This is a genomic window from Flavobacterium sandaracinum, from assembly GCF_004349135.1.
GTDB lineage: Bacteria > Bacteroidota > Bacteroidia > Flavobacteriales > Flavobacteriaceae > Flavobacterium > Flavobacterium sandaracinum.
The window spans coordinates 58,168-83,748 of record NZ_SMFN01000005.1 but is presented as its reverse complement, the minus strand read 5'-3'; the positions used below and the strand labels follow the sequence as shown (position 1 = coordinate 83,748).

The following is a 25,581-nucleotide window of genomic DNA, read 5'->3' as shown; positions in this document are numbered from 1 at the left end:
CCTCAAAAATAGCCATTTACAAAGTCTTTCACAAGCAAAATTTTCTATTAATTAAATACGGATTATACCATAGCTCCCCTCGTTCATTAATTAATTTTTCTTTGAGGAATACTAACATTACAGCACTATTCTTTATTAAATAATTAATAAAATCCTGTATATAATTCGGATACTAATAACATTCTATTATATTTGTCGATCACAAAATGAAACAACAGATGGAAGAATGTATCTCAGTTTTTGACATGCTAAAAATTGGTGTAGGACCGTCAAGTTCACACACACTAGGCCCATGGAGAGCTGCCGAACGCTTTTTAGGTGAATTGAGAAATGAGTTGTTACTTCATGCTGTAATCCGAGTAAAAATAGACCTGTACGGTTCTCTTTCTTTGACTGGAAAAGGGCATGCAACGGATTTAGCCGTCATGCTAGGATTGAGCGGACAAGATCCAGAATACATTCCAATAGAAAACATTGCTGCTATTATAAAATCCATTGAATCAAAAAACGAAATTAATTTAGGAAACGAAAAGCCAATCCCTTTCTATTTTCTTCAGGACATCATTTTTAATAAAAACTTCCTTCCTTTTCATGCCAATGGAATGACGTTCACGGCTTTTATGAACGATGATAGCGAATATATATCTACTTTTTATTCTATTGGTGGAGGATTTGTAGTCAAAGAGGAACGCATTAACGCTAAAAAGAAAATACAAATAAAATGTGCTTTTCCTTATCCTACAGACAAAGCATCAGAACTATTAGAATACTGTAAAAAAGAAAATAAATCCATCTCGGAAATCGTTTTTGAAAACGAAAAATCAATGCGTACGGAAGCCGCAATTGATCACGAACTGATCCGTATTTGGCACACCATGCTGGAATGCATGTACATTGGCTGTCATTCTGAAGGGATTCTTCCTGGGGGATTAAACGTGCGCCGAAGAGCATTTGATATGCACCAAAACCTAATTGGTTTAGCCAATTATAATTCTCCTCAAAGTTGGCTTGAAGAAATTAGAAAAACAGAAGTTAAATTTCGTCAAATCCTACAATGGGTGAGCTGTTTTGCACTTGCAGTAAATGAAGTCAATGCCGCATTAGGCCGTGTGGTAACAGCTCCAACTAACGGAAGTGCTGGCGTTATTCCTGCAGTTTTAATGTATTACTTAGTGATTGAAAACCACCAAGCCGATGAAAAGCAAATCAAACAATTCCTGATGGTTGCCGGTGAAATAGGAAGCATTTTCAAGAAAGGGTCTACTATATCAGCGGCAATGGGCGGTTGTCAGGCTGAAATTGGAGTGTCCTCCTCGATGGCAGCTGCCGCTTTATGCGAATTAATGGGTGGGACACCAGAGCAGGTTTTAATGGCAGCCGAAATTGCCATGGAACATCATCTTGGAATGACCTGTGATCCTATTGGCGGATTAGTGCAAATTCCTTGTATTGAACGCAACACCATGGGCGCCATAAAAGCTATTAATGCAGCCGAATTAGCCTTAGCAACCGATCCAGAAAATGCAAAAGTTCCCTTAGATAAAGTAGTAGAAACCATGTGGCAAACCGCCAAAGATATGAACAACAAATACAAAGAAACTTCCGAAGGTGGTCTGGCAATTGCCGTGAATATGGCAGATTGTTAATACTAAACTTATTTCAATAGTACATCACACATTTTTTTTAGCAAACAAACTGGTTGTCAATTGCAAACGTAAATTTTTATATACGTTAAATAAAGCTGTAGCAAACAAAAAAAGACTGATTAAAAAGATAATTGAAAGAAAGTTAATCCATAAATATTTTACGAAAATTTTCATTATTTACAATTAGTGTTTACTGAATATTATTAGTAAACTTATCGAGTGCGCTGTAAAAATTTGTAAAAAAACGATTTTTGATGACGCCAAAGTGAAGAAGAACTTTTCATAGTATTCAAAAAGACCTTTTAATGTATTTTAAAGAAGGCGAAACAGTCAAAGTAAAATAGAATTAGGCAGTAATCGTTCTGAAAGGAGAAAAATAGACCTTGTAAAAACTAAAAGTTCTTTTCAATTACTCTTCAAGCCTAAAGCTCCCTTGCATAAGGGAAAAGTTACAAGCAAAATGATTATAAAAATTTGAGTTAGATTTGATGCTTTAGCAAAAATTGCGAAACAACAAAAGCAAGTACTTTGCATCCTTGAAAACCCAATAACCAAATATCGTTCCTAAAACAGGACAGATGTATTCACTTATTTACCAGAAGATTATAAAATAATTTAAATAATTGAGGATAGATTTAACTATTTGAATCCTTTAATTAGGGTATATTGCACTATTTGAATTTACAAGACAATGAAACTACTATTTAGCATAATAGCCCTAGGCCTTTTAGGTTGTAATCAACAGAGAAACCAAAAAACGGTGCAAGGTAACTGGATTAAAGGGAGTGAAAGCGATCAAATTACTACCATTGAAAAACAATTTAGAGGTTTTGACAAAGCGATGATTGAAACTGGGTATCGTTATCAGGAGCTTTACTGGGCTGGACAAGATAAGAATTGGGAATACGCCGATTATCAATTAGATAAAATTAAAGTTGCCATTGAATCTGGGCTCGAAAGAAGACCTAAGAGAGCTAAGTCTGCGGAGCATTTTTTAACACTTGTCATACCTGAAATGAGAAAAGCAATAAAAAGTAAAGATACCGCGCTTTTTAACAAAGATTTTAAAACCATGACAATTAACTGTAACAATTGTCACGCCATGGAAAAAGTTCCTTTTTTTACCGTAAAAATGCCAATAAACAGACAATCACCAATACAAAAATAAAATGTTTAAGAAATTAATAAATACAGATCGCGAAAAAACAACTATGCTCATTCGTTTAATGGTTGGGGCTGTTTTCCTTTCTGAAGGTATTCAAAAGTTTTTATTTTCAGAAACTTTGGGAGCGGGAAGATTTGAAAAAATTGGTTTACCAGCTCCTGAATTTTTAGGCGGTTTTGTTGGCCTATTCGAAATTCTTTGTGGTGCTCTGATTTTAATTGGACTTTTTACAAGATTAGGAAGTATTCCGTTAATAGTAATTATGCTTGTTGCAATTGCAACGACAAAAGCAGATGTGTTAGCTGAAAAAGGGGTTTGGGAAATGCTGCATGGAAGTAGGACAGATTGGGCAATGCTAATAGGCAGTATCTTTCTATTATTGAAAGGCGGTGGCTTTTGGTCGCTCGACTTAAGAATTTCAAATAATGGAGCATAGAGTTGACTTGAAAGAAATTGCAAAACTTTTTCTAAAACTGGGCATCATTGGTTTTGGTGGTCCTTTGGCACATATTGCAATGATGAGGGAAGAGGTGGTTGCAAAGAGAAAATGGCTAACGGAACAACATTTCCTAGACTTAATTGGCGCAACAAATTTAATTCCAGGACCCAACAGCACCGAAATGGCTATTCATATTGGACACGAGAAAGCAGGTTGGAAAGGTTTACTTGTGGCAGGAATTTGCTTTATTTTTCCTGGAGTTTTTATTACCGGAATCTTTGCTTGGATATACAAACAATACGGACAGTATCCAGAATTCCAACCTTTTATCTACGGTATAAATCCCGCCATAATCGCCATTATACTTGCTGCAACTTTTCCTTTGGCTAAAAAATCATTAAAATCAGTTGAATTGGCCATCATCGGAGTTCTAGTTTTAATAAGTTCATTGCTTCACTTTAATGAAATTTACTTAATGTTTGGGGCTGGCCTAGTCGCCTTACTCCTGTTCACAATCCGGAATAATAAATTACAGAAAACCAATACTCTTTTCCCTCTTACATTTTTGCAAATAACAAATACAACAGTACTTTCAGCTACGAATTTAAATCTATTCTGGATATTTTTAAAAATTGGAACAGTACTTTATGGAAGCGGTTATGTATTATTTGCTTTTCTGGATAGCGAATTAGTATCTACAGGACTTTTATCAAGGCAGCAACTCCTTGATGCTATTGCAGTAGGACAATTTACTCCTGGTCCTATTTTTTCATCGGTTACTTTTATAGGTTATCAAATCAATGGGATTTCTGGTGCTATTATTTCTACTATTGGAATTTTTGTTCCTGCTTTCCTTTTTGTTGCAATGCTTAATCCACTGGTTAAGAAAATGCGAAGTTCAAAATCGTTCTCTGCTTTTTTAGATGCAGTAAATATTGCTTCAGTAGCTATAATTATTTCCATTTGCTTTTCAATGGGAAAAGAATCCATTACAGATTGGCGAACCACTAGTATTGCTATTTTAAGTATAGCTTTTACATTTGGTTATAAAAAAATAAATAGTGCTTTTATAGTTTTAGGAGGTTCCTTATTTGGTTATCTGTTAACATATTTATAAACAACTCATTGGATGCAAATAGTGAAAATTTCATTTATAGACCTTTGTGTATAAAAGAATGCTTCGAAAACTAATTCCCCAACAAATTTAAATAGAATTAAGGTGTATGGATTTGAATTAAAAAACATCTTAAATTTTGCTATAGCTTTATAGACTAAACAACGATTTTAAAATCTTTTAATCTTGACAAAAATAACTTTTTTTGAGTCGAAAGCGAGACGCTCAGAAGTAAATAGTTTAAAATTTTCCTACAGATCATTTAAATACAGATAACATACAATTTAAATTTTATCCCTACCTTTAAAAATACTTTTATTTAATCTAAAAAAAATGGAAATCAACTGGATTATTATTGGCATTGTCATTTTCTTCGCAATTATTTTGATTGTATTCCTTTTTAGAAAAAATCAAAAAGATAAAAAGAAGTACACTCATTACTTGAATAATAATTACAAAAAAGCTACTGAGGAAGAATCAGATTTGAATGATGATACGTATTAATTTACATACTTCCCATTTATAAGAATTAGCATTATTTTTCGTTTGACTTTTCAAAAATTTGTTTATTCACTAATTTAAAAAATAAACAATAAAATCACACTAAAAATGAAATAATAAATCTTAATTGCTGATAGTATCTATAGTAGTTAAGAACAAAAAGTACTTATTTAAAATTTCAAAGACTTGATTCAAGAAACAAATGAGTTTCACAAAGCAAATTTATTACAAACCCCGAATGCAAGTTAATGTGTAGAAATTCATCGTTTTATGATAAATATAGATCCAGCAATAAAAAATATTTTCAGTTAGAGCGAAAAATAGGATTCACAAAAATTAATTTCAAATCGCGTTATGCACTCAATTAATTAGAAATAGAAGTGCCTACACATCTAAATGTTCCTCATGTAACGTGGAAAAATTATTCAACGGAAGCTGGATTGAAACTTAATTATTCAAAAAATAAAAATTTACCATTAAAGTAAATACTTATTACAGCGTCCTATTTTAAAAAATGCCTTCAAAATATTTTACAATAGGACTGGCAAATGGTAATAAGGAAAACATGAAATTGCTTCTAATTTTATACCGTTAAAGAATAGAAAGTAGTTCCTAAAAAAAAGAATAAAATGCGTTCCTTAAATACGTTAAAGTAGAGAATCCTAAAATACTACTAAGAATAGTATTCCAACTATAACACCAATAAAACAATACTGTAACTCCATTTATTGTGTCATTTCGCGCTACAAAAGTGCAATTGGAAATGTTTTATTATATAATTACGTCAAAGTCTATTAGAATAATTTTTCTTCTTTGTCAATAACCAAGTAGATTTTCGAAAAACGATCTCTATAAATTTAAAATACAAAGCTACCTTTTTAAATGCTCACAAATAAATAAACAGGGTTTACTTTCTTCGAGTATCAATAATATGAATGATTTTCCAACTGCTATCTTCTTTGAAAAGTGTAAAAGCATTCACGCCTTTATGACTTAATTTTTCATTTATATAAAACTCATAAGGTGTCCAAGCATGAGCCACAGCACCGTCTACTTGAATAGAAAAACTTAGAATTTTTTCAAAAAACTTTAAATCCACAGGAATAGAAGCGATGGATTTATAAAATGTTTGCAGTTTTTCATTAGACAAAGTATTGCCTTTATTGCTCTCAGCAATGGATTGTAAAATCATGCCCTCGTCGCAAAGAGCCTTAAGTTTTATTGAATCTTTGGCATGAAAAGCTATGAAAAAATTTTCAATAACTTTTTGAATCTCTTGATTTTGTGCCTGAGAATATCCCGAGTAAAGCAATAAAATTAATACTAGCATTTTTCGCATGATTCTTTTTTTAATTAATTTGTATCTGTAACAATATTAGTGTTACATTTTTCATCAAAAATTATACATTTCATTACCTTTACAAGCTTAAAATAACAACTATGTCTGTCGCTAAAAAAGATTACAAAAGGATTACCACGAAATCACTGATTGATATGAAAGCCAACGGAGAGAAAATCTCTATGCTAACGGCTTATGATTACACTATGGCAAAAATCGTTGATACTGCCGGAATCGATGTAATTCTCGTTGGTGATTCTGCTTCAAATGTCATGGCAGGTCATGAAACAACATTACCTATCACTTTAGATCAGATGATCTACCATGCCTCCTCTGTAGTTAGAGCTATAGAAAGAGCTTTAGTTGTCGTGGATTTACCTTTTGGAAGCTATCAATCAGATCCCAAAGAAGCCTTGCGATCTGCTATTAGAATTATGAAAGAAAGCGGTGGACACGCAGTAAAGTTAGAAGGTGGTAAAGAAATTAAAGAGTCTATCAAGAAAATATTAAACGCAGGAATTCCTGTTATGGGCCATTTGGGTTTAACCCCACAATCCATTTATAAATTTGGGACTTATACCGTTCGCGCTAAGGAAGAAGAAGAAGCACATAAACTAATCGAAGATGCTAAATTACTTGAAAGACTAGGTTGCTTCGCCTTAGTTTTAGAAAAAATACCAGCACATTTAGCCGAGAAAGTAGCCCAAAGCATATCGATTCCAGTTATAGGCATTGGTGCCGGTGGCGGAGTTGACGGACAGGTTCTAGTGATTCACGATATGTTAGGAATGAACAATGAATTCAGCCCTCGTTTCTTGAGAAGATATATGAACTTATATGAGGGAATGACCACTGCTATAGGTCAATATGTAGCTGATGTGAAATCGAGTGATTTCCCTAATGCAAATGAGCAATATTAATCCTATAAAGGGGAGCTAATATGAAGATTATATCCAATAAAAACAATATTCAAATTCTGCATGAAGACAACCACCTCATTGTGGTCAATAAGCGTGTGGGCGATATTGTACAAGGCGATAAAACGGGTGATAAACCATTGTCTGATGTTGTTAAAGAATACATTAAAGACAAATACAGTAAGCCTGGAGAAGTATTTCTGGGCGTCGTACATCGTTTAGACAGACCCACAACTGGAATTGTGGTTTTTGCCCGAACTACTAAAGCATTGACGAGGATGAATGAGTTATTCAGTAACCGGGAAACTCAAAAAACCTATTGGTGTATTGTCAAAAATAAACCTTTAAAGTCTGAAGATAAACTCGTTCATTATTTAAAAAGAAACGAAAAAAACAATTCTTCAAAAGCACATTTAAAAGAAGTTCCCGACAGTAAACTAGCTAGTTTAGACTATAAAATCATTAAGGAACTCAACAATTATTTCGCTCTGGAAATCAATCTTCATACTGGCAGACACCATCAAATTAGGGCGCAACTTTCGGCTATTGGGTCCCCAATAAAAGGAGATTTGAAGTATGGTTTTGACCGAAGTAACCCTGATGGTGGAATTCATTTGCACGCTCGAAAATTAGTTTTTACACATCCTGTAACCAAAGAAGATATTGAAATAGTTGCAGCAGTACCAAACGATGTGATCTGGAATGCTATTTAATTTTTATTGGAATAGTAACAAAATAGATACTTCAAAGACTTATGTATTATAAAACAGGAATAATTTTTCCTGTTTTTTCGTTTTTATTTGGAATAGAAACTTGGATTAAAATAATAATCTGTATTTTTAAAACTAAAATCATCTAATGAATCATAAAACCGACATAAATTACCGAAAAGAATCCTTAAAAAAACTATTACATGTCATTACAAAGCATGAAGAAGCGATCATTAAGGCTTTGTATGATGATTTCAAAAAACCTGCTTTTGAAGCTGTTTTAACTGAAACCAATTATGTGATTAGTGATCTTAAAGAAACTATAAAAAATATAAATTCTTGGGCTAAGCCAAAAAAAATTAGGGCTTCGTTGTTGAATTTTCCTTCTTCAGATTATGTTTACAGCGAACCGTATGGCCATGTTTTAATACTTTCACCATGGAATTATCCTTTCCAATTAGCGTTATGTCCTCTTGTGGCTGCAGTAGCCGCTGGAAATAAAGTAACCTTAAAACCATCCGAACTTACACCACACACTGCCGCTATTATTTCCAAAATTATAAGTGAAACTTTTCCTGTAAAAGAGGTAGTAGTTGTCACGGGTGATGCTACTGTGGCGGCGGATTTGTTAAAAAAACGGTGGGATTATATCTTTTTTACAGGAAGTGTCGCTGTAGGGAAAATAGTAGCGAAGGCTGCCGCCGAAAACTTAACTCCTGTTACTCTGGAGTTAGGAGGAAAAAGCCCTTGCATTGTTGATGAAACGGCTAATTTAGAATTGAGCGCCCGTCGTATTGTATGGGGGAAAATTATAAATGCAGGACAAACATGCGTTGCTCCTGATTATATTTTGGTACATCATAAAATGAAGGACACTTTAGTGAAATTCTTGATTCTGGAAATTGAAAAAGCTTTAGGAACAAATCCAGAAGAATCTCCTGATTATGCTAGAATTATCAATTTAAAAAACTGGGAACGTCAATTGAGCTTATTGGAAAATCAAGAAACGCTCTTTGGAGGAAAATCTACCAAAGAAAGCTTATACCTAGCTCCTACTTTACTCGACGAACCTAAAATGGACAGTAAAGTCATGCAGGAGGAAATTTTTGGTCCCATACTTCCCATACTTTCTTATAAAACAAAAGCAGATATTGAGAAAATAATTTTAAGCTTTGAAAAACCATTATCATTGTATTTATTTACTCAAAATAAATCCTTTGTAGATGAAGTGTTACAAAAATATTCGTTTGGTGGCGGCTGTGTCAATGATACAGTAATTCATTTGGCTAACAATAAACTTCCTTTTGGTGGTGTTGGAAATTCTGGCATGGGTGCTTATCACGGAAAATTGAGTTTTGATATTTTTTCCCATAAAAAAGCGATCGTAAAAAGAGGAACTTGGCTGGATTTACCGATGCGCTATGCTCCGTACAAAGATAAATTACAAACCATTCAAAAATTATTGAAATGGATTTAAGCACTGAAAAATCAGTGAGCGAAGCTATTAAATACAGACGCTCTGTCCGTGTTTTTAAAAATGAAGCACTTGATATTCAAAAAGTAAAAGACTGCATTCAATTAGCGGCTCTTGCACCTACGAGCAGTAATATGCAGCTTTGGGAGTTCTATCATGTAGTGTCTCCAGATTGCATTGAGCAGATTGCGAAAGCAAGTTTTGATCAAAACGCAGCAAAAACGGCGCAACAATTAGTCATTGTTGTCACTAGAAAAGACCTTTGGCGCAAAAGAGTTAAATCAAATATTAAGTATCTAAAAGCGCAATATGGCAATAAACCGGAAGCCGATTATTCGAAGAGAGAAAAGTTTGCTTTAAATTATTATCAGAAAATTATTCCTGCTCTTTATTTTGATTTTTTTGGAATCATTGGAATGATTAAATTTCTTGCTTTTCAAATTATTGGAATATTCAAACCCATTTATAGGCAGGCTCGCCAAAGTGATATGCGGATTGTGGCACATAAAAGTGCTGGACTAGCGGCACAAAATTTTATGATTGGTATGGCTGCCATAAAATATGATACCTGTCCCATGGAAGGTTTTGATTCGCTGAGAATTAAAAAAATACTACATTTGCCCGCTTCTGCAGAAATAAACATGATTATAGGATGCGGGATCAGAGCTACAAATGGGCTTTATGGGGATCGATTCCGTATCCCTTTTGAAGAAACCTATTTTAAAATATAACCAATTAAATAATACTAAAACCAAATGATGAATACTACTCAAAATCGAATAGAAAGAATAAAAAATAACGGATACGAATTGGATTTTGGTACTGTTTTCAACCATGCATTCGAAAATTACAAAAAAATTGCACTTTATGGCGGTCTAGTTATTTTTGTGTTTTTTTTCCTCTTTAGTTTAGTAGCATTTGGAATACTCATTGCTTATTTTGGCAGCGCCGCCACTTTAGAATTTCTAAAACCAGAAAACCTAAAACCAGAAGCACTTTCTTTATCTACTTTATTAATTATTTCAGCTGTTTCCGTTTTAATCGGTTCGTTGTTAAGTCCTTTTACTGCTGGATTAATAAAAATGGCCTATTGTGCTGAAAGAGATGAGGAGTTTCATGTTTCAACTATGTTCGAGTTTTTTAAAGCTCCATATTTCAAGGAACTTTTCATCGCTACATTACTCGTTTCTGTAGTGAGCTCTATCCTCTCTGCGATAATTGATTACGCACAAATTCCAATTCTGGGTTTTGTTAATACCTTGACTGTAACTTTATTCACCATCTTAATGATTCCGCTTATCATTTTCGGGAAATTAAAAGCCATTGAAGCTATAGAAACAAGTCTTATGATTGTATCGAAACAACCCCTGATTCTATTGGGTTTAATTATCGTTGGAGGTGTTGCAATAATGGTGGGATTAATAGGATGTTGTATCGGAATTTTCTTTACTATACCTTTTATGTATTCTTTATACTACGTTATTTATAGTAAAATAATTGGATTTGAAAGCGAAATTGAGCAAGAGGAAACAATCTAATTAAACTTGTATTTGAATAAAAACCATTACAGAAATAGCAATCTGTTTTGGTTTTTTATTTAAAATAAATTACTAAATTAACTGCCAAAATAACTCCTAATTAATTTAGTTTTTAACCTAAGCCAATACAACCTATGGTATTCTACTATAGCCAATTATATACTTCCCCAAGAGAATTGATTTTTTTGTGGACACCTAACTCATTAGTAACTAATGTGCTATTTTGTATTGTTATTCCTGTTTTAATCCTTTTTCTAATATATAAGATTTTCAAAATAAGAACAGGATTAAAAAGTAATTTATTGGAAAAAAGTGCCAAGGCCATTACTAAAAAAAAGGAATATCAAATTTATCTGCTGTTTTTAGGAATCATATTACCCATCATAGAAATTACTTATGAATTTTTAAAAATCAGACCTAAAAGCTTACTGGTAATTAACTTCAGTATCGGAGCCTGCTTTCTGATTTTGTTTTATATCAGCACCAAATCCGAAATAATTTTTAGAAATATTCAAAAAATTTTTACTGTTTGTTTTTTACTCTATTTTAGCGTAATTTGTAGGAATATAATAGTTACTCCTACAGATATTATTCCTATAATAGCTTTTGTAGTAACGTTATTTTTTTCCTATATCGTTCTCAAATCTTTAAAACTGTACTGGGGTTTTATAACGGCTGTCACTATCTATTTTGTTGTTATTTATGTTTTTGAATTAGTGCCCTTTAAAACAATTTTAGTATTATTTATCAACTCCGTTATCATTGTAATTATAAATTATATTCGCTTCATATTGTGGATAAATAATAATAATGTAACTAAATTTAACAATCAAATTATCAACAAAGGAAATTCTCTGATTTTAGCAACAAATAAAAAAGGAGAAATTGTTTTTTGTAGTGAAAATGTAGGGACCATTTTAGGTTACACTGTAGCCGAAGTTATGGGATTGGGCTATTGGAAAGTAAGCGAAGATACTGAATTCTATGGGGAAGACTATCACAAGAAGTTTAAAGTTGATAGAATTTTTACCCGAAAAGTAAAATGTAAAAACGGAGATTACAAGCACATACAATGGAATGACAAGAAATTTTCAGATGATTTAATTATTGGTATTGGTCAAGATGTGACTAGTGAAATCAATTTACAAAATCAATATAAAAATTTAATTCAAAACGCAACTGATCTTATTTTTGAGGTAGACAACCTGGGTAATTTCACCTTTGTAAATGAATTTACGATAAAAACGTTAGGATACTACAAAAAAGAAATGTTGACCAAACATTATTTAGAATTCATACGCGAAGATTACTGTACTAAAATCAAAAGCTTTTATCAGAATTTGTTAGAAAATGAGCAAGACTTTCCTACGATCGAATTTCCATTACTTAAAAAGAACGGCGAAGAATTATGGGTATCTCAAAAAGTAATTACCAATCGAAATGAAACAGGAATCTTAATAGGATACTCCGGTATTGCAAGAGATATTACTAAATTAAAAAATATTGAATTTGAAAATAAAATTCGTCAGAAAAAAGTAGAAGATTACAACAAAACAATTAAAAAACTATCCACTACAAACTTTAGTAGTTACAAAAATCTTGATCTTAGTATAATGCAAATCATTGAAGCTGCTGCAAAAGCTACTAAATGCAATCGAGTTAGTTATTGGAATTATACCGAAGAGTTGATTACTTGTGAAAACTTGTATGAATTAGAAACCAATACCTTTAGTAAAGGATATGTTATTGAAAAGGAAAATTATCCTATTTACTTTGAATCTATAAAAAGCAAAAAACAAATAAGTGCACCTGATGTATTTAAAAAATGGGAATTATCAGAATTTAAAGAAAATTATTTTCTAAAATATGATATCAAATCTCAACTTGACATTCCTGTTTTTATCAGTGGCGAACTAACTGGGACGATCAGCTTTGAAACGGCAAAAAATAAAAGGTTATGGGATAATGATGATATTATTTTCGCCAGAACAATCTCTGACATCATCTCATTGACTATAATTTCTCATAGTAGATACGAAGCAGAGAAAAAATTAAAATATAAGAGTGATTTGTTATCGGCTATGGCTCTTTGCACCGAGAAATTTTTAAACAGCAATGACATCAACGATATTTTCTCAGATGTTCTTATAATTATGGGAAAAGCGACTAAATCTCATAGAGCATATTACTACGAAAATGATTTAAATACAGGTTTGATAAGTCAAAAATACAGGTGGATAATACAAAACATAAAACTATCTGAAAACAATGTTAAGCTTCAAAATTTACCACAAGAATACTTTGAAGAACTAATAACGCCCCTTCTAAATAATAAAATATATACAGCCTTAATTCCTAAAATTCAAAATGTTTCCTTAAGAAATAAACTGATTAATGTTGACGTAGTGTCTCTAATCCTTTTTCCAATTTTTGTAAAAGACAAATTCCATGGATTTTTGGGATTTGATGATACAAAGGAAGAGCGAAAATGGTCAGAGGATGAAGTAAATATTTTACAAACATTAGCGAGTAACATCGCATCTTCAATAGAGCGCATTACAAATGAAACCGCTATTTATGAAAGTGAAGAAAAATTCCGATTGTTAGCTAATAATATTCCAGGAAGTGTATATTTATCAAATTATGATGACGATAATACTAAAATTTATATCAATGATGAAATTGAAAAACTTACTGGTCATCCAAAATCAGAATTCTTAAATAATCAATTGTCATTTATTGATTTAATTCATCCCGAAGATAAAGTGAGCACTATTGCTGCTCAGAAATATGCAATAGACAACAGAATCCCAATTCATTTAACGTACCGAATTATACACAAAGACAATCACATTGTTTGGGTAGAAGAGTTTGGTGATACTATCTATAAAGATGGAAAAATTGCTTTTATTGAAGGCATTTTTATTGATATTACCGAGAGAAAAAAAACCGAAACCGTTATGCAACAAAAAGAATTAGCTGAAGCCGCCAACAAAGCTAAATCTGAATTTCTAGCGAACATGAGTCATGAAATAAGAACGCCTTTAAATGGAATTATTGGGTTCACTGATTTATTAATGAAGACAAACCTTGGAATCACACAGGAGAAATACATGACAACGATAAGTCAATCTGCACATTCTTTACTAGACATTATCAATGACATTCTTGATTTTTCAAAAATTGAAGCCGGTAAACTCGATTTATACATTGAAAAATATGATATTCATGAAATATTAAAACCTGTAATTGATTTAATTTTATATGAGTCCAATCAAAAAAAGTTGAATTTAGAACTTATTATTCCGTCTGATATCCCTAAATATCTTTGGATCGATAGCGTTCGCTTGAAACAAATTTTAATCAATTTATTAGCCAATGCAGTGAAATTCACTTTAAAAGGTGCTATAAAACTAGAACTATCCTTAATCAAGGAAATAGATAATTCAAGAAATATAATTCGATTTGCCGTAATCGATACAGGAATTGGAATATTAGAAGAAAATAAAAAGAAAATATTTCAGGCCTTTTCACAAGAAGACAGCTCAACTACTAGAAAATTTGGTGGCACGGGTTTAGGACTAACAATTTCAAATCAATTGCTTGGTTTGATGAACAGTCATTTACAATTAGAGAGTACAGTAGATGTAGGAAGTACTTTCTATTTTGACTTAGAATTAAAAACTAGTAACGAAGCATCTGAAAGTATTAGCTTATTCGATACTAATTTTGATACCATTAAAGACATAGCAGTGAGAAGCAAAGTCACAACTAAAATAATAACTGTTTTAATAGTGGAGGACAACAAGGTGAACATGTTGTTACTTCAAACTATTATCAAAAACTTATCGGTACCTACTTCTATTTATCAAGTTGTAAATGGTAAAGAAGCTGTAGAACAATATGAAAAAATAAATCCTGATATTATTTTTATGGATATCCAAATGCCTGTGATGAATGGTTATGAAGCGACAGAAATCATTCGGAACTTAAAATCGGGACAGGACGTACCTATAATTGCCATTACCGCGGGAACAGAAAAAGAAGAAAAAGAAAAATGTCTAAATGCAGGTATGAATGATTATATTCCAAAACCAATAATAAAAGGAATCATTGAAGAAACATTTTTGAAATGGGTACACTGAACTCAATTTAAAAAGATAAAATAATTATACCTAAAATGATGTAATTTTGTAACACAAAAGCGTACTAACAATTAAAAATAACAGATTATGAAATGGAGTGGCAGACGTTCAAGTGAAAATTTTGAAGACCGAAGAGGAATGTCTTCTGGTGGAAAAACAATTGTTGGAGGTGGAATTATTGGTATTATTATTTTGTTACTAAACACTTTTGGTGGAGAAAATGTCCAAATGCTTACGCCAATCCTAGAACAAATGAATCAAGGAAATAGCGCTCCAACGGAACAAAGAGATTTAACCGCAGCCGAAATCGAAGAAGGCAAATTTATAGAAGCCATATTAGTAGATACGGAGGATGTGTGGAAGAAAATATTTCAAGAGAATAATATGCAGTATGAAAGACCAAATTTAGTATTGTTTACCCAAGCTGTTGAAACAAAGTGCGGTAACGCTACTTCTGCATCTGGACCTTTTTATTGTCCAGCAGACCAAAAAGTCTACATGGATTTATCATTTTTTGAAGAACTGAAAACTAAATTTGGTGCTCAAGGAGGCGATTTTGCAACAGCATACGTAATTGCACACGAAATTGGTCATCACGTACAAACGGTACTAGGAACTTCCGCAAAAATGAGACAAATGCAACAAGGAAAAAGCCAGGCTGAAGCCAATAAATTATCAGTAGCGCTGGAATTACAGGCTGATTTTTACGCAGGTGTTTGGACACATTACAATCAAAAAATGAACAACTTCCTAGAAGAAGGCGATATTGAAGAAGCATTAAGTGCGGCACATGCCGTAGGTGATGATGCAATTCAAGCTAAAATTCAAGGACATATTGTTCCCGAATCTTTTACGCACGGAACTTCTGCACAACGAAAAGCTTGGTTTATGAAAGGCTATAAATCGGGAGATATCACTCAAGGCGATACTTTTGCAGAAATAAGATAAAGTTCAATTCAATAAGAATTTAAAAATCGGGATCTATTCCCGATTTTTTTTTGTGCTTATATTTAAACAAATCGGGTCAATCAAAAGCACATCGGAAAAATTAACAGTACCTTTGCGCCCAATTAAAAAAGTAACCTACATACTAGTGTTTACTTTATAAACACCATTTATGTCATTTAACTCATTAGGTTTATCTGATGCTTTACTTAAAGCCATCAGCAAAAAAGGATATACAACTCCTTCTCCAATACAACAAAAAGCAATTCCCCCAATATTAGAAGGTAAAGATGTTCTGGCATCCGCACAAACAGGAACAGGAAAAACAGCCGGCTTTACATTACCTATTTTACAACTATTATCACAAGGGCAGCACTTAAGACAAAGACCTATTCGGGCCTTAATATTAACGCCAACAAGAGAATTAGCCGCGCAAATATTAGCGAATATCAAAGAGTACAGTGTGTTTTTAGACCTGAAAAGCACCGTTATTTTTGGTGGTGTAAACCAGAATCCACAAGTGACACAACTGCGTCAGGGTGTCGATATTTTAGTGGCCACGCCAGGTCGATTAATCGATTTGCAAAATCAAGGACTAATATCACTTGCTAAAGTAGAAATCTTAGTTCTTGACGAAGCAGACCGCATGCTGGACATGGGTTTCGTAAGAGACATTGAGCGCATTATAAAAGTATTGCCTTCAAAAAGACAAAACTTGATGTTTTCGGCAACATTCTCAACAGACATCAAGAAATTGGCGATGGGAATTTTGCACCATCCCGTTCATGTAGAAGCTACCCCGGAAAATACAACAGTGGATGCTATTACTCAAATAATATATCCTGTTGCCAAAGAGAAAAAAACAGAATTAATCATTAAATTGATCACGGAAGGAAACTGGAAACAGATTTTAGTTTTTACCCGTACCAAACAAGGCGCTAACAAACTGACGGAAAGCATGATTAGCGCCGGTATTAAAGCAGCAGCTATTCACGGTAACAAAGGGCAAGGCGCACGAACCAAAGCCTTAGCGGGTTTCAAAGATGGAAGCCTAACAGCTTTAGTCGCTACTGATATTGCCGCGCGAGGTCTGGATATTCCATTGCTGCCGCATGTTGTCAATTTTGAATTGCCTAATATTCCTGAAGATTACGTTCACCGAATTGGTCGTACCGGAAGAGCTGGAGCAAATGGAGAAGCTATTTCGTTATTCAGCCCGGACGAAACGGTGTTTTTACGTGATATAGAAAAACTGGTAGGTTTAAATTTACCTAAAGAAAACATCAAAGGTTTTGAACCAGATCCTAACGCTTCCAAAGAACCAATTAAACAAGGGCAAGGAAGACAACAACGCGATTCAACTCCGCGAAAACCAAAAACCGAAACTACAAACCGAAGCAGCAATAACAGTTTTGGTCCAAGACGCCCGAGTCAAAGTAATGACAGACGCTCTAATAGATAATTAATTTTTATTCTTTTTTAGGAGCAGCATATTTTCGTTTTTTAAGAACGTATTTCCCGCTATACATTACAAACCTAGTAAGAGCTGAACACCAGCTCTTACTAGGTTTTTCATTGCTATCGGGGCTATATAGCGCGTTTTTATTTTCATAATAGTATTTGTAAATTCATCCCATAAATTTACAATAGCAAGATGACTTGTAAGAAAAAATCAATATATTTGGAATAAATAGTATGACTGTTGTGAGACCTATCGACCCTGAATTGGGTGGCTTTGTATGCTTTTGTCAGACATACAAGCAAGTCAGCTGTAATTGCTAAAAAAAACAACTCAAAATGAAGAAATGGATTTTAATATTATTTATATTTTTTGGTTTAAAATCAAGTGCTCAAAATTCAATTCCTCGTTTTGTTAAACTTACATTGACAGAAATCAAATCTATTGAAACAGAGTTTAATTGGCATGATGAAAATATATTGGTTATTAACTTCATAACGCCGATAAATTTTTCAGATTTAGATTATGATAAAAATATTACTCAAACAATTGATTATTGGAGTGAATTTTATAAAAATGTAGATCTAAAAAATGCTAAAAAAGAATTTGTTTATTCTGACTGCATAGGAAGAAATCAAATATCTAAAAACAATAATATTCATATTGACAAAAACGAAATCATTCGCAACATTTTTTTTCCTAAAGATAAAACTTGCTCATCAATAGTTATTCTTAATAAAAATGGTGATTTCAAAATACTAACTGGAAAATATAATCAACAAGAAATTACTGATTCAATATCCGAATTGAAGAATTAATTGCAACTACTTGTAACAGCGCGCAAAACTTCATTGCTAAGTTTTCGGTAAGTTTTGACCCCGCTGGCGCGAGTGTACTGCTCGTGAATACTATCAAAAGTAAATCACTAAAAATTTGTAATAGCCACGAGCGGGACTCGCGCGCTAGCAATCACATCATCAATTTTGCAGATTTTAAAACCTGCTAAGCAAAGTCTCTGACTTTGAGTATGTTTTTTTCAGTATCCGACTGACCTTAAAATTCAAATATTTTAAAAACAAAATCGATTATAAATAGAAAGTCACTCCTCAAAATAAGAGACTCTGTGGAACGTTGCGATAAAAATCTGAAATCAAAAATCGTTAATCAAAAATCTGAAATCTATTCCTCTTTATACTGAAAACTGTTGATTCGAAATAGACCAATCATTTATAGCATTACTTTACAAATCAATATTTTATTCATACTCTTTCAAATCTAGCTTAAGAATAGTACCAACTCTGCTAAACTCTTCATTAATCTTAGCATTCAAGATCAGTGGTTCATTTGTTATGGGATGATTAAAAATTAACTGATGTGCATGAAGCATCATTCCTTTCAGTTCAAAATGCTCCAACCATAATTTATTTTGTTTGTTACAACCATGTGGCCGACTTCCTAAAATGGGATGAAAAATATGTTTGAAATGTTTTCGTAATTGATGCATACGCCCCGTTTCTGGAATCGCTTCTACCAAACAATATCGTGACGTTAGTTTATTGTTAAATTCTAACTCAATTTCGGTACTTTGCAAGCGATGAAAGTAGGTTATTGCATTTTGTACAATACCATCATCATTGGTTAAATCATAATCAATCGTTAGTTCTTCGGGTGACCAACCCCGTAAAATTGCTAAATATTTTTTTTCGACTTCGCGTGTGGCAAAACGATCATTCATAATTTTTAAAACGGCTGTATCCAACGCAAATAATAAGACACCAGATGTTTTGCGATCCAACCGATGAATAGGATAAACGTGTTGCCCTCCTATTTGATTTCTCAATTCTTGAATAGCAAACACTTTTGCATCGCGCGCATAAAATGATTTGTGAACTAATAATCCACTTGGTTTATTAATTGCAATAATATATTCGTCTTGGTACAGGATTTCTAACATGTGGCAAAAATAAAAGAGATTTCTATCGAAATCTCTTTTTTGACTTATTTATTTCTATACTTTTCTTTTTTCCCTGCTCGATCGCTCCGCAAAGTCTCTGACTTTGAGGATGCGTAATAAGGTCTCCGACCTTTCTCAGCACTTGTCAAAAGTACTAATCGATTGCGGTTTCAAAACATCAATTACTCACGCTCCGCAAAGTCTCTGACTTTGAGAATGTGTAATAAGGTCTCCGACCTTTATCACCACTTATAAAAGGTATTAATCGATTGCAGTTTCAAAACATCAATTACTTACGCTTCGCAAAGTCTCTGACTTTGAGAATGTGTAATAAGGTCTCTGACCTTTCTCAGCACTTATCAAAAGTACTAATCGATTGCAGTTTCAAAACATCAATTACTTACGCTCCGCAAAGTCTCTGACTTTGAGGATGTGTAATAAGGTCTCTGACCTTTCTCACCACTTATCAAAAGTACTAATCGATTGCGGTTTCAAAACATCAATTACTGGATTATCAACTTTTGTAATTGCTGTAATGCCACTATCTTCAACATAATTGGAAGCACTGGAATATATATAATGAGAAGCTTTGTCCACTATTCCTGCTCGAACAGGATTCAAATGTATATAATCCAATTTCGACCAAAAGAACTTTTCTGAAAAAATTTCTTCAGGATGACTCCCATATTGCCAGAACTGATATTTTTCATTTCGACTGTGACTTTTACAAGCAAATTCAAAACGTTTCAGCATCCAATCGGCTCTACTTTCTGGCTCATTTTCAATTTTACTCAAAATAGTCTTTGCCGTAAACTTCTTGAAATCCCGAATCAAATCAGATAATTTATTGTTTTCTGATTGAATAATTAAATGCATGTGATTGGACATAATTACAAATCCATACAAAATCATTCCTTTGTTTTTAATGCAAAAATCCAAACTTTCGATAATACAATCTTTATACGTTTTTCTAGAAAAAACATCAACCCAGTCTACAACCGTCGCGGTTATAAAATGCGGTTTGGATTGATCTCGAATTATAAATCCTTCTTTATCTTTAATTTTGTCTTTTTAGGGTCAGTCAGAGACTGAAAATCACTTCCTCAAAGTCGGAGACTTTGCGGAGCATAAAATTTTAAATTTTGCTTCCGCAATACAAAGTATCCGAATTGAGGATGCGGTCATCAGTAGTAACGGACTTATAAATTACTCGTCTCGCTCCGCAAAGTCTCTGACTTTGAGGATACATTCGTCAGTCTGTGACTGACATAAAATCAACTATATCAAATCAATTTCTCGCTCCGTAAAGTCTCTGACTTTGAGGATGCATTCGTCAGTCTGTGACTGACATAAAAATCAAATAATCAAAAATAAAATCGATTGAAAACCGAGAGTCACTACCTCAAAGTCGGAGAATTTGCGGAGCATAATCTATACAACTAAAATCTATTTTAACCCAACCAACCATCACGATCCAAGCTTCTGTATTGGATTGCTTCAGCAATATGACTGGAAATTACTATTGGAGCGGCATCAAGATCAGCAATTGTTCGTGCCACTTTCAAAATACGATCATAAGCTCGTGCCGAAAGATTCAATCGTTCCATTGCCGTTTTCAATAATTGTTTGGAAACATCATCCAAGGCACAATATTCCCGAATGTGTTTGGTATTCATTTGTGCATTGTAATGGATGTTTTCCATTTGCTCAAAGCGAGCAGTTTGTATTTCTCGAGCAGCAGTCACTCTTTTACGAATGTCAACACTGCTTTCTGCTTTTTGGTCATCAGATAATTTTTCGAAAGGAACTGGCGTCACTTCGATGTGAATATCAATTCTATCTAATAAAGGTCCGGAAATTTTACTTAAGTACCGTTGCATTTCGTGTGGAGAAGATGTTTGTGGAGAATCAGGATCGTTAAAAAAACCGCTTGGACTAGGGTTCATACTGGCCACCAGCATAAAAGAGGAAGGATAGGTAACTGTAAACTTGGCTCTCGAAATTGTCACTTCGCGATCTTCTAAAGGTTGACGCATTACTTCAAGAACATCTCTTTTAAATTCCGGCAATTCATCCAGAAATAAAACGCCATTATGCGCCATAGAAATTTCACCCGGTTGCGGATAACTTCCTCCACCAACAAGCGCGACGTTCGAGATCGTGTGATGCGGACTACGAAAAGGGCGTTGATTCATCAAACCGACTTCCTTTAGCTTTCCGGCAACACTATGAATTTTAGTCGTTTCTAATGCTTCACGTAACGTCATCGGCGGCAAAATACTTGGTAATCGTTTGGCAAGCATTGTTTTTCCAGCACCCGGCGGACCTATCAAGATAATATTATGTCCTCCCGCTGCCGCAATTTCCATACAGCGCTTGATGCTTTCTTGTCCTTTGACATCTGAAAAGTCAAATTCGGGAAAATCTAATGTTTTATAAAATTCGGCTCGTGTATCTATAGTTGTTGGTTCCAGAGTTCCTTTTCCTTCCAAGAAATCAATCACTTCCTGAACATTTTCGATTCCATAAACATCTAATCCAGCAACAATTGCTGCTTCTTTTACATTTTGCTTTGGAAGAAAAAAACCTTTAAAACCTTCTTCTTTGGCTTTTATCGCAATTGGCAAAGCGCCACGTATCGGTTGAAGACTTCCATCAAGAGAAAGTTCTCCCATAATAATGTATTTATCAACATCCTCCGCCTTGATTTGTCCGGACGCAACCAAAATTCCTATAGTTAAAGTTAAGTCATACGCAGAACCTTCTTTACGCAAATCGGCGGGAGCCATATTGATCGTTATTTTTTTCCCGGGCATGGCGTAACCATTATTTTTAAGTGCAGCCGCAATTCGGTAACTGCTTTCCTTGATGGCATTGTCTGGCAAGCCAACTAAATGATAACCAATCCCTTTATCAATATTTACCTCAACTGTAATAGTTGTAGCTTCGACTCCAAAAACTGCACTTCCAAAAACTTTAACTAGCATCTGTATTTATTTTATTCTAAAATTAGAGAAAACTTTTCTTATTATTATAAAAAATCTTACATAACTTCTGATAAAATACTAAATAACATAAAATATTCAAAAAATACTCCAAATAGTATGATGATCAACCCAATACCATTCATTATTCGCAAAAACAAAATGTTAAAATTTAAAAAATTGAAGGTATAATATTAACATTTTTCTACTTTTAGGAAATAATTAGAAACCACACTATGAAAAAAATTGTATTACTTCTCTTTTTAAGTTTTTTACTGCCAAAAACCTACGCACAAGAATACTTTCCGAATAATGAAAGTGTTCAAAACAAAAACACCAATTTTACCGCTTTTACCAATGCGAAAATTTATGTAACGCCCACACAAGTTATCGAAAAAGGTACCTTACTGATTCAAAACGGAAAAGTTATCGGTGTTGGAACAAATATTTCCATCCCAAAAAATTGCACGACAATCAATCTGGAGGGAAGATCCGTTTATCCTTCTTTTATTGATATGTATACCAGTTTTGGAATCGAAAAACCAAAAGGAATCACCGAAAGAAACCCTTTGTATGATACAAAAAGATCAGGTTTTTATTGGAATGAGAGCATTCGTTCCGAGGTGAATGCTTACGAAGCTTTCAAATACGACCAAACTAAAGCCGAAGAATTATTAAAAGCCGGATTTGGTGTTGTGGGAACTCATATCCCAGACGGAATTGCACGCGGATCAGGAACTTTAATCGCTTTAAACAACTTTGAAAAAAAGAATCAATTGCTTTCTGATAAAGTGACCAATCACTTTGCGTTTACTAAAAGTGTAACCACAAATCAATCCTACCCAAGTTCTTTAATGGGAATGATGGCATTATTACGCCAAATGTATCATGATCTGGATTGGTACAAAAAAGGCAATTCAACAACCAAAGATTTATCATTAGAAGCCTTAGCAAATAATGAAAAATTGATCCAAATATTTGCTTCTGAAGACAAATTAAACAGTTTACGTGCTGCCAAAATAGCGAAGGAATTTGGTTTAAATTATGTTCTTAAAGGAAACGGAAACGAATTTGAACGCATTGAGGAAATCAAAAAAACGAGTTCTAAATTTATTATTCCAATCAATTTCCCTGAAGCCTATGATGTTTCAGATCCCAATCAAGCGAACCAAATGGAATTAAAAGATTTGCGTTTTTGGAACCAAGCGCCTACTAACCTTAAAGTTTTAGCTGATAACGGAATTGTTTTCGCATTGACGACAGACAAATTAAAGAAAATGGAAGATTTTAGACCGAATCTTTTAAGAGCCATCAAATATGGTTTTGATAAAACAAAAGCGTTAGAAGCATTGACTACAATTCCTGCTGCACTTTTAGGAAAAAGTAACGAAATGGGAACTTTGAAAACAGGAAGTTTAGCGAATTTCGTTATTACTTCTGGAGAAATTTTCGAAGAAAAAACAATACTCTATGAAAACTGGGTTCAAGGAAACAAATTTGTTATTAATGACTTGACTACAAAAGATATTCGTGGGAATTATGATTTAACCATCAACAATGAAAAATACAAATGGAAGATTAATGGCGAAATTAGCGCACCAAAATCAGAAATTACAACAGTTGATGCTAAAAAAGTAAACTCAAAACTGACGATGACCAACAATTGGATTTCGACAGTAATCAAACCTAATGATTCCACTAAAACTAGCTTTATTAGATTAATTGGATATATTGAAGACACACAAAATCTTTCTGGAAAAGCCGTTTTATTTAATGGAAATGAAGTAAAATGGTCTGCTGTAAAAACGGCACCTTTTGTAAAAGTGGTTGATTCCTCGAAAATTGAGAAAAACAACATGATTATCCCAACAACATTTCCAAATGTTGCTTATGGTAATTTGAAAAAACCCACCGCAGAAACCTTATTATTCAAAAATGCTACTGTTTGGACCAATGAAAAAGAAGGGATTCTTGAAGAAACGGATGTATTAGTTAAAAACGGAAAAATCGCGTCTATCGGGAAAAATATTTCTGACGCAGCTGCAACAATCGTCGATGCCAAAGGCAAACATTTAACCAGCGGAATTATTGATGAACATTCGCATATTGCAATTTCTAATGGTGTCAACGAAGGCGGACACAATTCTAGTGCTGAAGTAACAATACAAGATGTGGTAAATTCAGAAGACATTAATATCTACAGAGATTTAGCTGGTGGAGTAACTATTTCGCAATTATTACACGGTTCCGCTAATCCTATTGGTGGACGCTCTGCAATTGTAAAATGGAAATGGGGTGCTTCTGCAGAAGAAATGCTTTATAAAAATCAACCTGGTTTCATCAAATTTGCTTTGGGAGAAAATGTAAAACAAGCCAATTGGGGAATCACTAATCCTACTCGTTTTCCGCAAACCAGAATGGGAGTTGAACAAGTTTTTACCGATTACTTCCAGCGTGCAAAAGAATATGATATGGCTTGGAAAGCATACAATTCTAGTGGTAAAAAAGCAAAAGGAAATGCGCCAAGAGTCGATTTAGAATTACAAACATTAGCTGAAATATTAAACAAAGAACGTTTCATTAGTTGTCATTCTTATGTACAATCGGAAATTTTGATGTTGATGAATGTTGCCGAAAAATTTAATTTCAGAGTAAATACGTATACTCACATTCTTGAAGGATATAAAGTAGCCGATAAAATGAAAGAGCACGGCGTTGGAGCTTCTACTTTCTCAGATTGGTGGGCGTATAAATTTGAAGTAAATGATGCTATCCCTTTTAATGGGCCAATAATGCACAATGCGGGACTTGTAGTAGCCTACAATTCTGATGATGCTGAAATGTCCAGAAGACTGAATCAAGAGGCGGCAAAAGCAGTGAAATATGGTAATATATCGGAGGAAGATGCTTGGAAATTCGTGACGCTGAATCCAGCTAAACTATTGCGTATTGATGATAAAGTAGGAAGTATAAAAGTGGGTAAAGATGCGGACGTTGTATTATGGAATACTAATCCGTTATCTATTTACGCTAAAGCTGAAAAAACCCTTATTGAAGGAGTTGTATATTATGATGCGCAAAAAGATGAAGCGCAAAGAGTAGCGATTGCTAAAGAAAGAAATGAGCTGATCGGTCAGTTACTGCAAGAAAAGAATAAAGGTATGAATACTCAGGAACCTAAAAAGAAGGAAAAAATAGAATATCACTGTGATTCTATGGAAGAATAACGGAGTAATTTGAATTTCAAAAAA

Annotated in this window: 19 protein-coding genes; 15 read left to right on the top strand and 4 right to left on the bottom strand. The window is 33.5% G+C overall.

Translation table 11 applies throughout. The features are described 5' to 3' along the window. Positions 1-218: 218 nt before the first annotated feature. From E0F91_RS05875 to E0F91_RS17690, 5 genes are all read left to right on the top strand, one after another. A complete protein-coding gene (locus E0F91_RS05875) occupies positions 219-1,646 on the top strand; it encodes an L-serine ammonia-lyase (protein WP_132065504.1) in 1,428 nt (475 codons plus the stop codon). A 691-nt stretch (positions 1,647-2,337) separates the two neighbouring features. Next, positions 2,338-2,814: a hypothetical protein gene (locus E0F91_RS05870; protein ID WP_132065396.1), complete on the top strand. Its 477-nt coding sequence runs from the start codon at positions 2,338-2,340 to the stop codon at positions 2,812-2,814. A 1-nt stretch (position 2,815) separates the two neighbouring features. After that, complete coding sequence (locus E0F91_RS05865) at positions 2,816-3,247, top strand: DoxX family protein (protein WP_132065395.1); 432 nt, start codon at positions 2,816-2,818, stop codon at positions 3,245-3,247. Next, positions 3,237-4,367, top strand: a complete 1,131-nt coding sequence (gene chrA / locus E0F91_RS05860; RefSeq protein ID WP_132065394.1) for a chromate efflux transporter — start codon at positions 3,237-3,239, stop codon at positions 4,365-4,367. Before E0F91_RS05865 ends, chrA begins: the two co-directional genes overlap by 11 nt. A gap of 330 nt (positions 4,368-4,697) precedes the next feature. Then, the gene (locus E0F91_RS17690; protein ID WP_165930094.1) at positions 4,698-4,868 is read left to right on the top strand and encodes a hypothetical protein; all 171 of its coding nucleotides are present in this window, start codon (positions 4,698-4,700) and stop codon (positions 4,866-4,868) included. 904 nt (positions 4,869-5,772) lie between these two features. Here E0F91_RS17690 and E0F91_RS05855 read toward each other — a convergent pair. After that, positions 5,773-6,204: a nuclear transport factor 2 family protein gene (locus E0F91_RS05855; protein ID WP_132065393.1), complete on the bottom strand. Its 432-nt coding sequence runs from the start codon at positions 6,202-6,204 to the stop codon at positions 5,773-5,775. A gap of 101 nt (positions 6,205-6,305) precedes the next feature. On the opposite strand from E0F91_RS05855, the gene panB reads away from it, so the two are divergent. The 9 genes from panB to E0F91_RS05810 all read left to right on the top strand — a co-directional run bounded on the left by panB (position 6,306) and on the right by E0F91_RS05810 (position 18,210). Next, positions 6,306-7,124 (top strand): 3-methyl-2-oxobutanoate hydroxymethyltransferase, encoded by an 819-nt coding sequence (gene panB / locus E0F91_RS05850; protein WP_132065392.1) that lies wholly within the window; start codon positions 6,306-6,308, stop codon positions 7,122-7,124. Positions 7,125-7,144: 20 nt separating this feature from the next. Further along, positions 7,145-7,834: an RluA family pseudouridine synthase gene (locus E0F91_RS05845; protein WP_132065391.1), complete on the top strand. Its 690-nt coding sequence runs from the start codon at positions 7,145-7,147 to the stop codon at positions 7,832-7,834. A 145-nt stretch (positions 7,835-7,979) separates the two neighbouring features. Next, positions 7,980-9,308, top strand: coding sequence for an aldehyde dehydrogenase (locus E0F91_RS05840; protein ID WP_132065390.1), 1,329 nt, complete (start codon positions 7,980-7,982; stop codon positions 9,306-9,308). Then, positions 9,299-10,036, top strand: a complete 738-nt coding sequence (locus tag E0F91_RS05835; RefSeq protein WP_132065389.1) for a nitroreductase family protein — start codon at positions 9,299-9,301, stop codon at positions 10,034-10,036. Before E0F91_RS05840 ends, E0F91_RS05835 begins: the two co-directional genes overlap by 10 nt. A 24-nt stretch (positions 10,037-10,060) precedes the next feature. Further along, a complete protein-coding gene (locus tag E0F91_RS05830) occupies positions 10,061-10,843 on the top strand; it encodes a hypothetical protein (protein WP_243698845.1) in 783 nt (260 codons plus the stop codon). A 302-nt stretch (positions 10,844-11,145) separates the two neighbouring features. Then, on the top strand, positions 11,146-14,988 hold the full coding sequence (locus E0F91_RS05825; protein ID WP_243698844.1) for a PAS domain S-box protein: 3,843 nt from the start codon (positions 11,146-11,148) through the stop codon (positions 14,986-14,988). A gap of 87 nt (positions 14,989-15,075) precedes the next feature. Further along, a complete protein-coding gene (gene ypfJ, locus E0F91_RS05820) occupies positions 15,076-15,936 on the top strand; it encodes a KPN_02809 family neutral zinc metallopeptidase (protein ID WP_132065387.1) in 861 nt (286 codons plus the stop codon). Between the two features lie 169 nt (positions 15,937-16,105). After that, complete coding sequence (locus E0F91_RS05815) at positions 16,106-17,395, top strand: DEAD/DEAH box helicase (RefSeq protein WP_132065386.1); 1,290 nt, start codon at positions 16,106-16,108, stop codon at positions 17,393-17,395. Positions 17,396-17,730: 335 nt separating this feature from the next. Continuing rightward, entirely contained in the window at positions 17,731-18,210 is a 480-nt protein-coding gene (locus tag E0F91_RS05810) for a hypothetical protein (RefSeq protein WP_132065385.1), read from the top strand. A 437-nt stretch (positions 18,211-18,647) separates the two neighbouring features. Here E0F91_RS05810 and E0F91_RS05805 read toward each other — a convergent pair whose 3' ends face one another. From E0F91_RS05805 to E0F91_RS05795, 3 genes are all read right to left on the bottom strand, one after another. After that, positions 18,648-19,346 carry a pseudouridine synthase gene (locus tag E0F91_RS05805; protein WP_132065384.1) on the bottom strand — a complete coding sequence of 233 codons (699 nt, stop codon included), beginning with the start codon at positions 19,344-19,346 and terminating at the stop codon, positions 18,648-18,650. 456 nt (positions 19,347-19,802) lie between these two features. Next, a complete protein-coding gene (locus tag E0F91_RS05800; protein WP_424955338.1) occupies positions 19,803-20,384 on the bottom strand; it encodes an REP-associated tyrosine transposase in 582 nt (193 codons plus the stop codon). 413 nt (positions 20,385-20,797) lie between these two features. Then, entirely contained in the window at positions 20,798-22,333 is a 1,536-nt protein-coding gene (locus E0F91_RS05795) for a YifB family Mg chelatase-like AAA ATPase (protein ID WP_132065382.1), read from the bottom strand. Positions 22,334-22,566: 233 nt separating this feature from the next. Here E0F91_RS05795 and E0F91_RS05790 point away from each other — a divergent pair, with 233 nt between their 5' ends. Further along, on the top strand, positions 22,567-25,557 hold the full coding sequence (locus tag E0F91_RS05790; protein ID WP_132065381.1) for an amidohydrolase family protein: 2,991 nt from the start codon (positions 22,567-22,569) through the stop codon (positions 25,555-25,557). Positions 25,558-25,581: the final 24 nt, after the last annotated feature.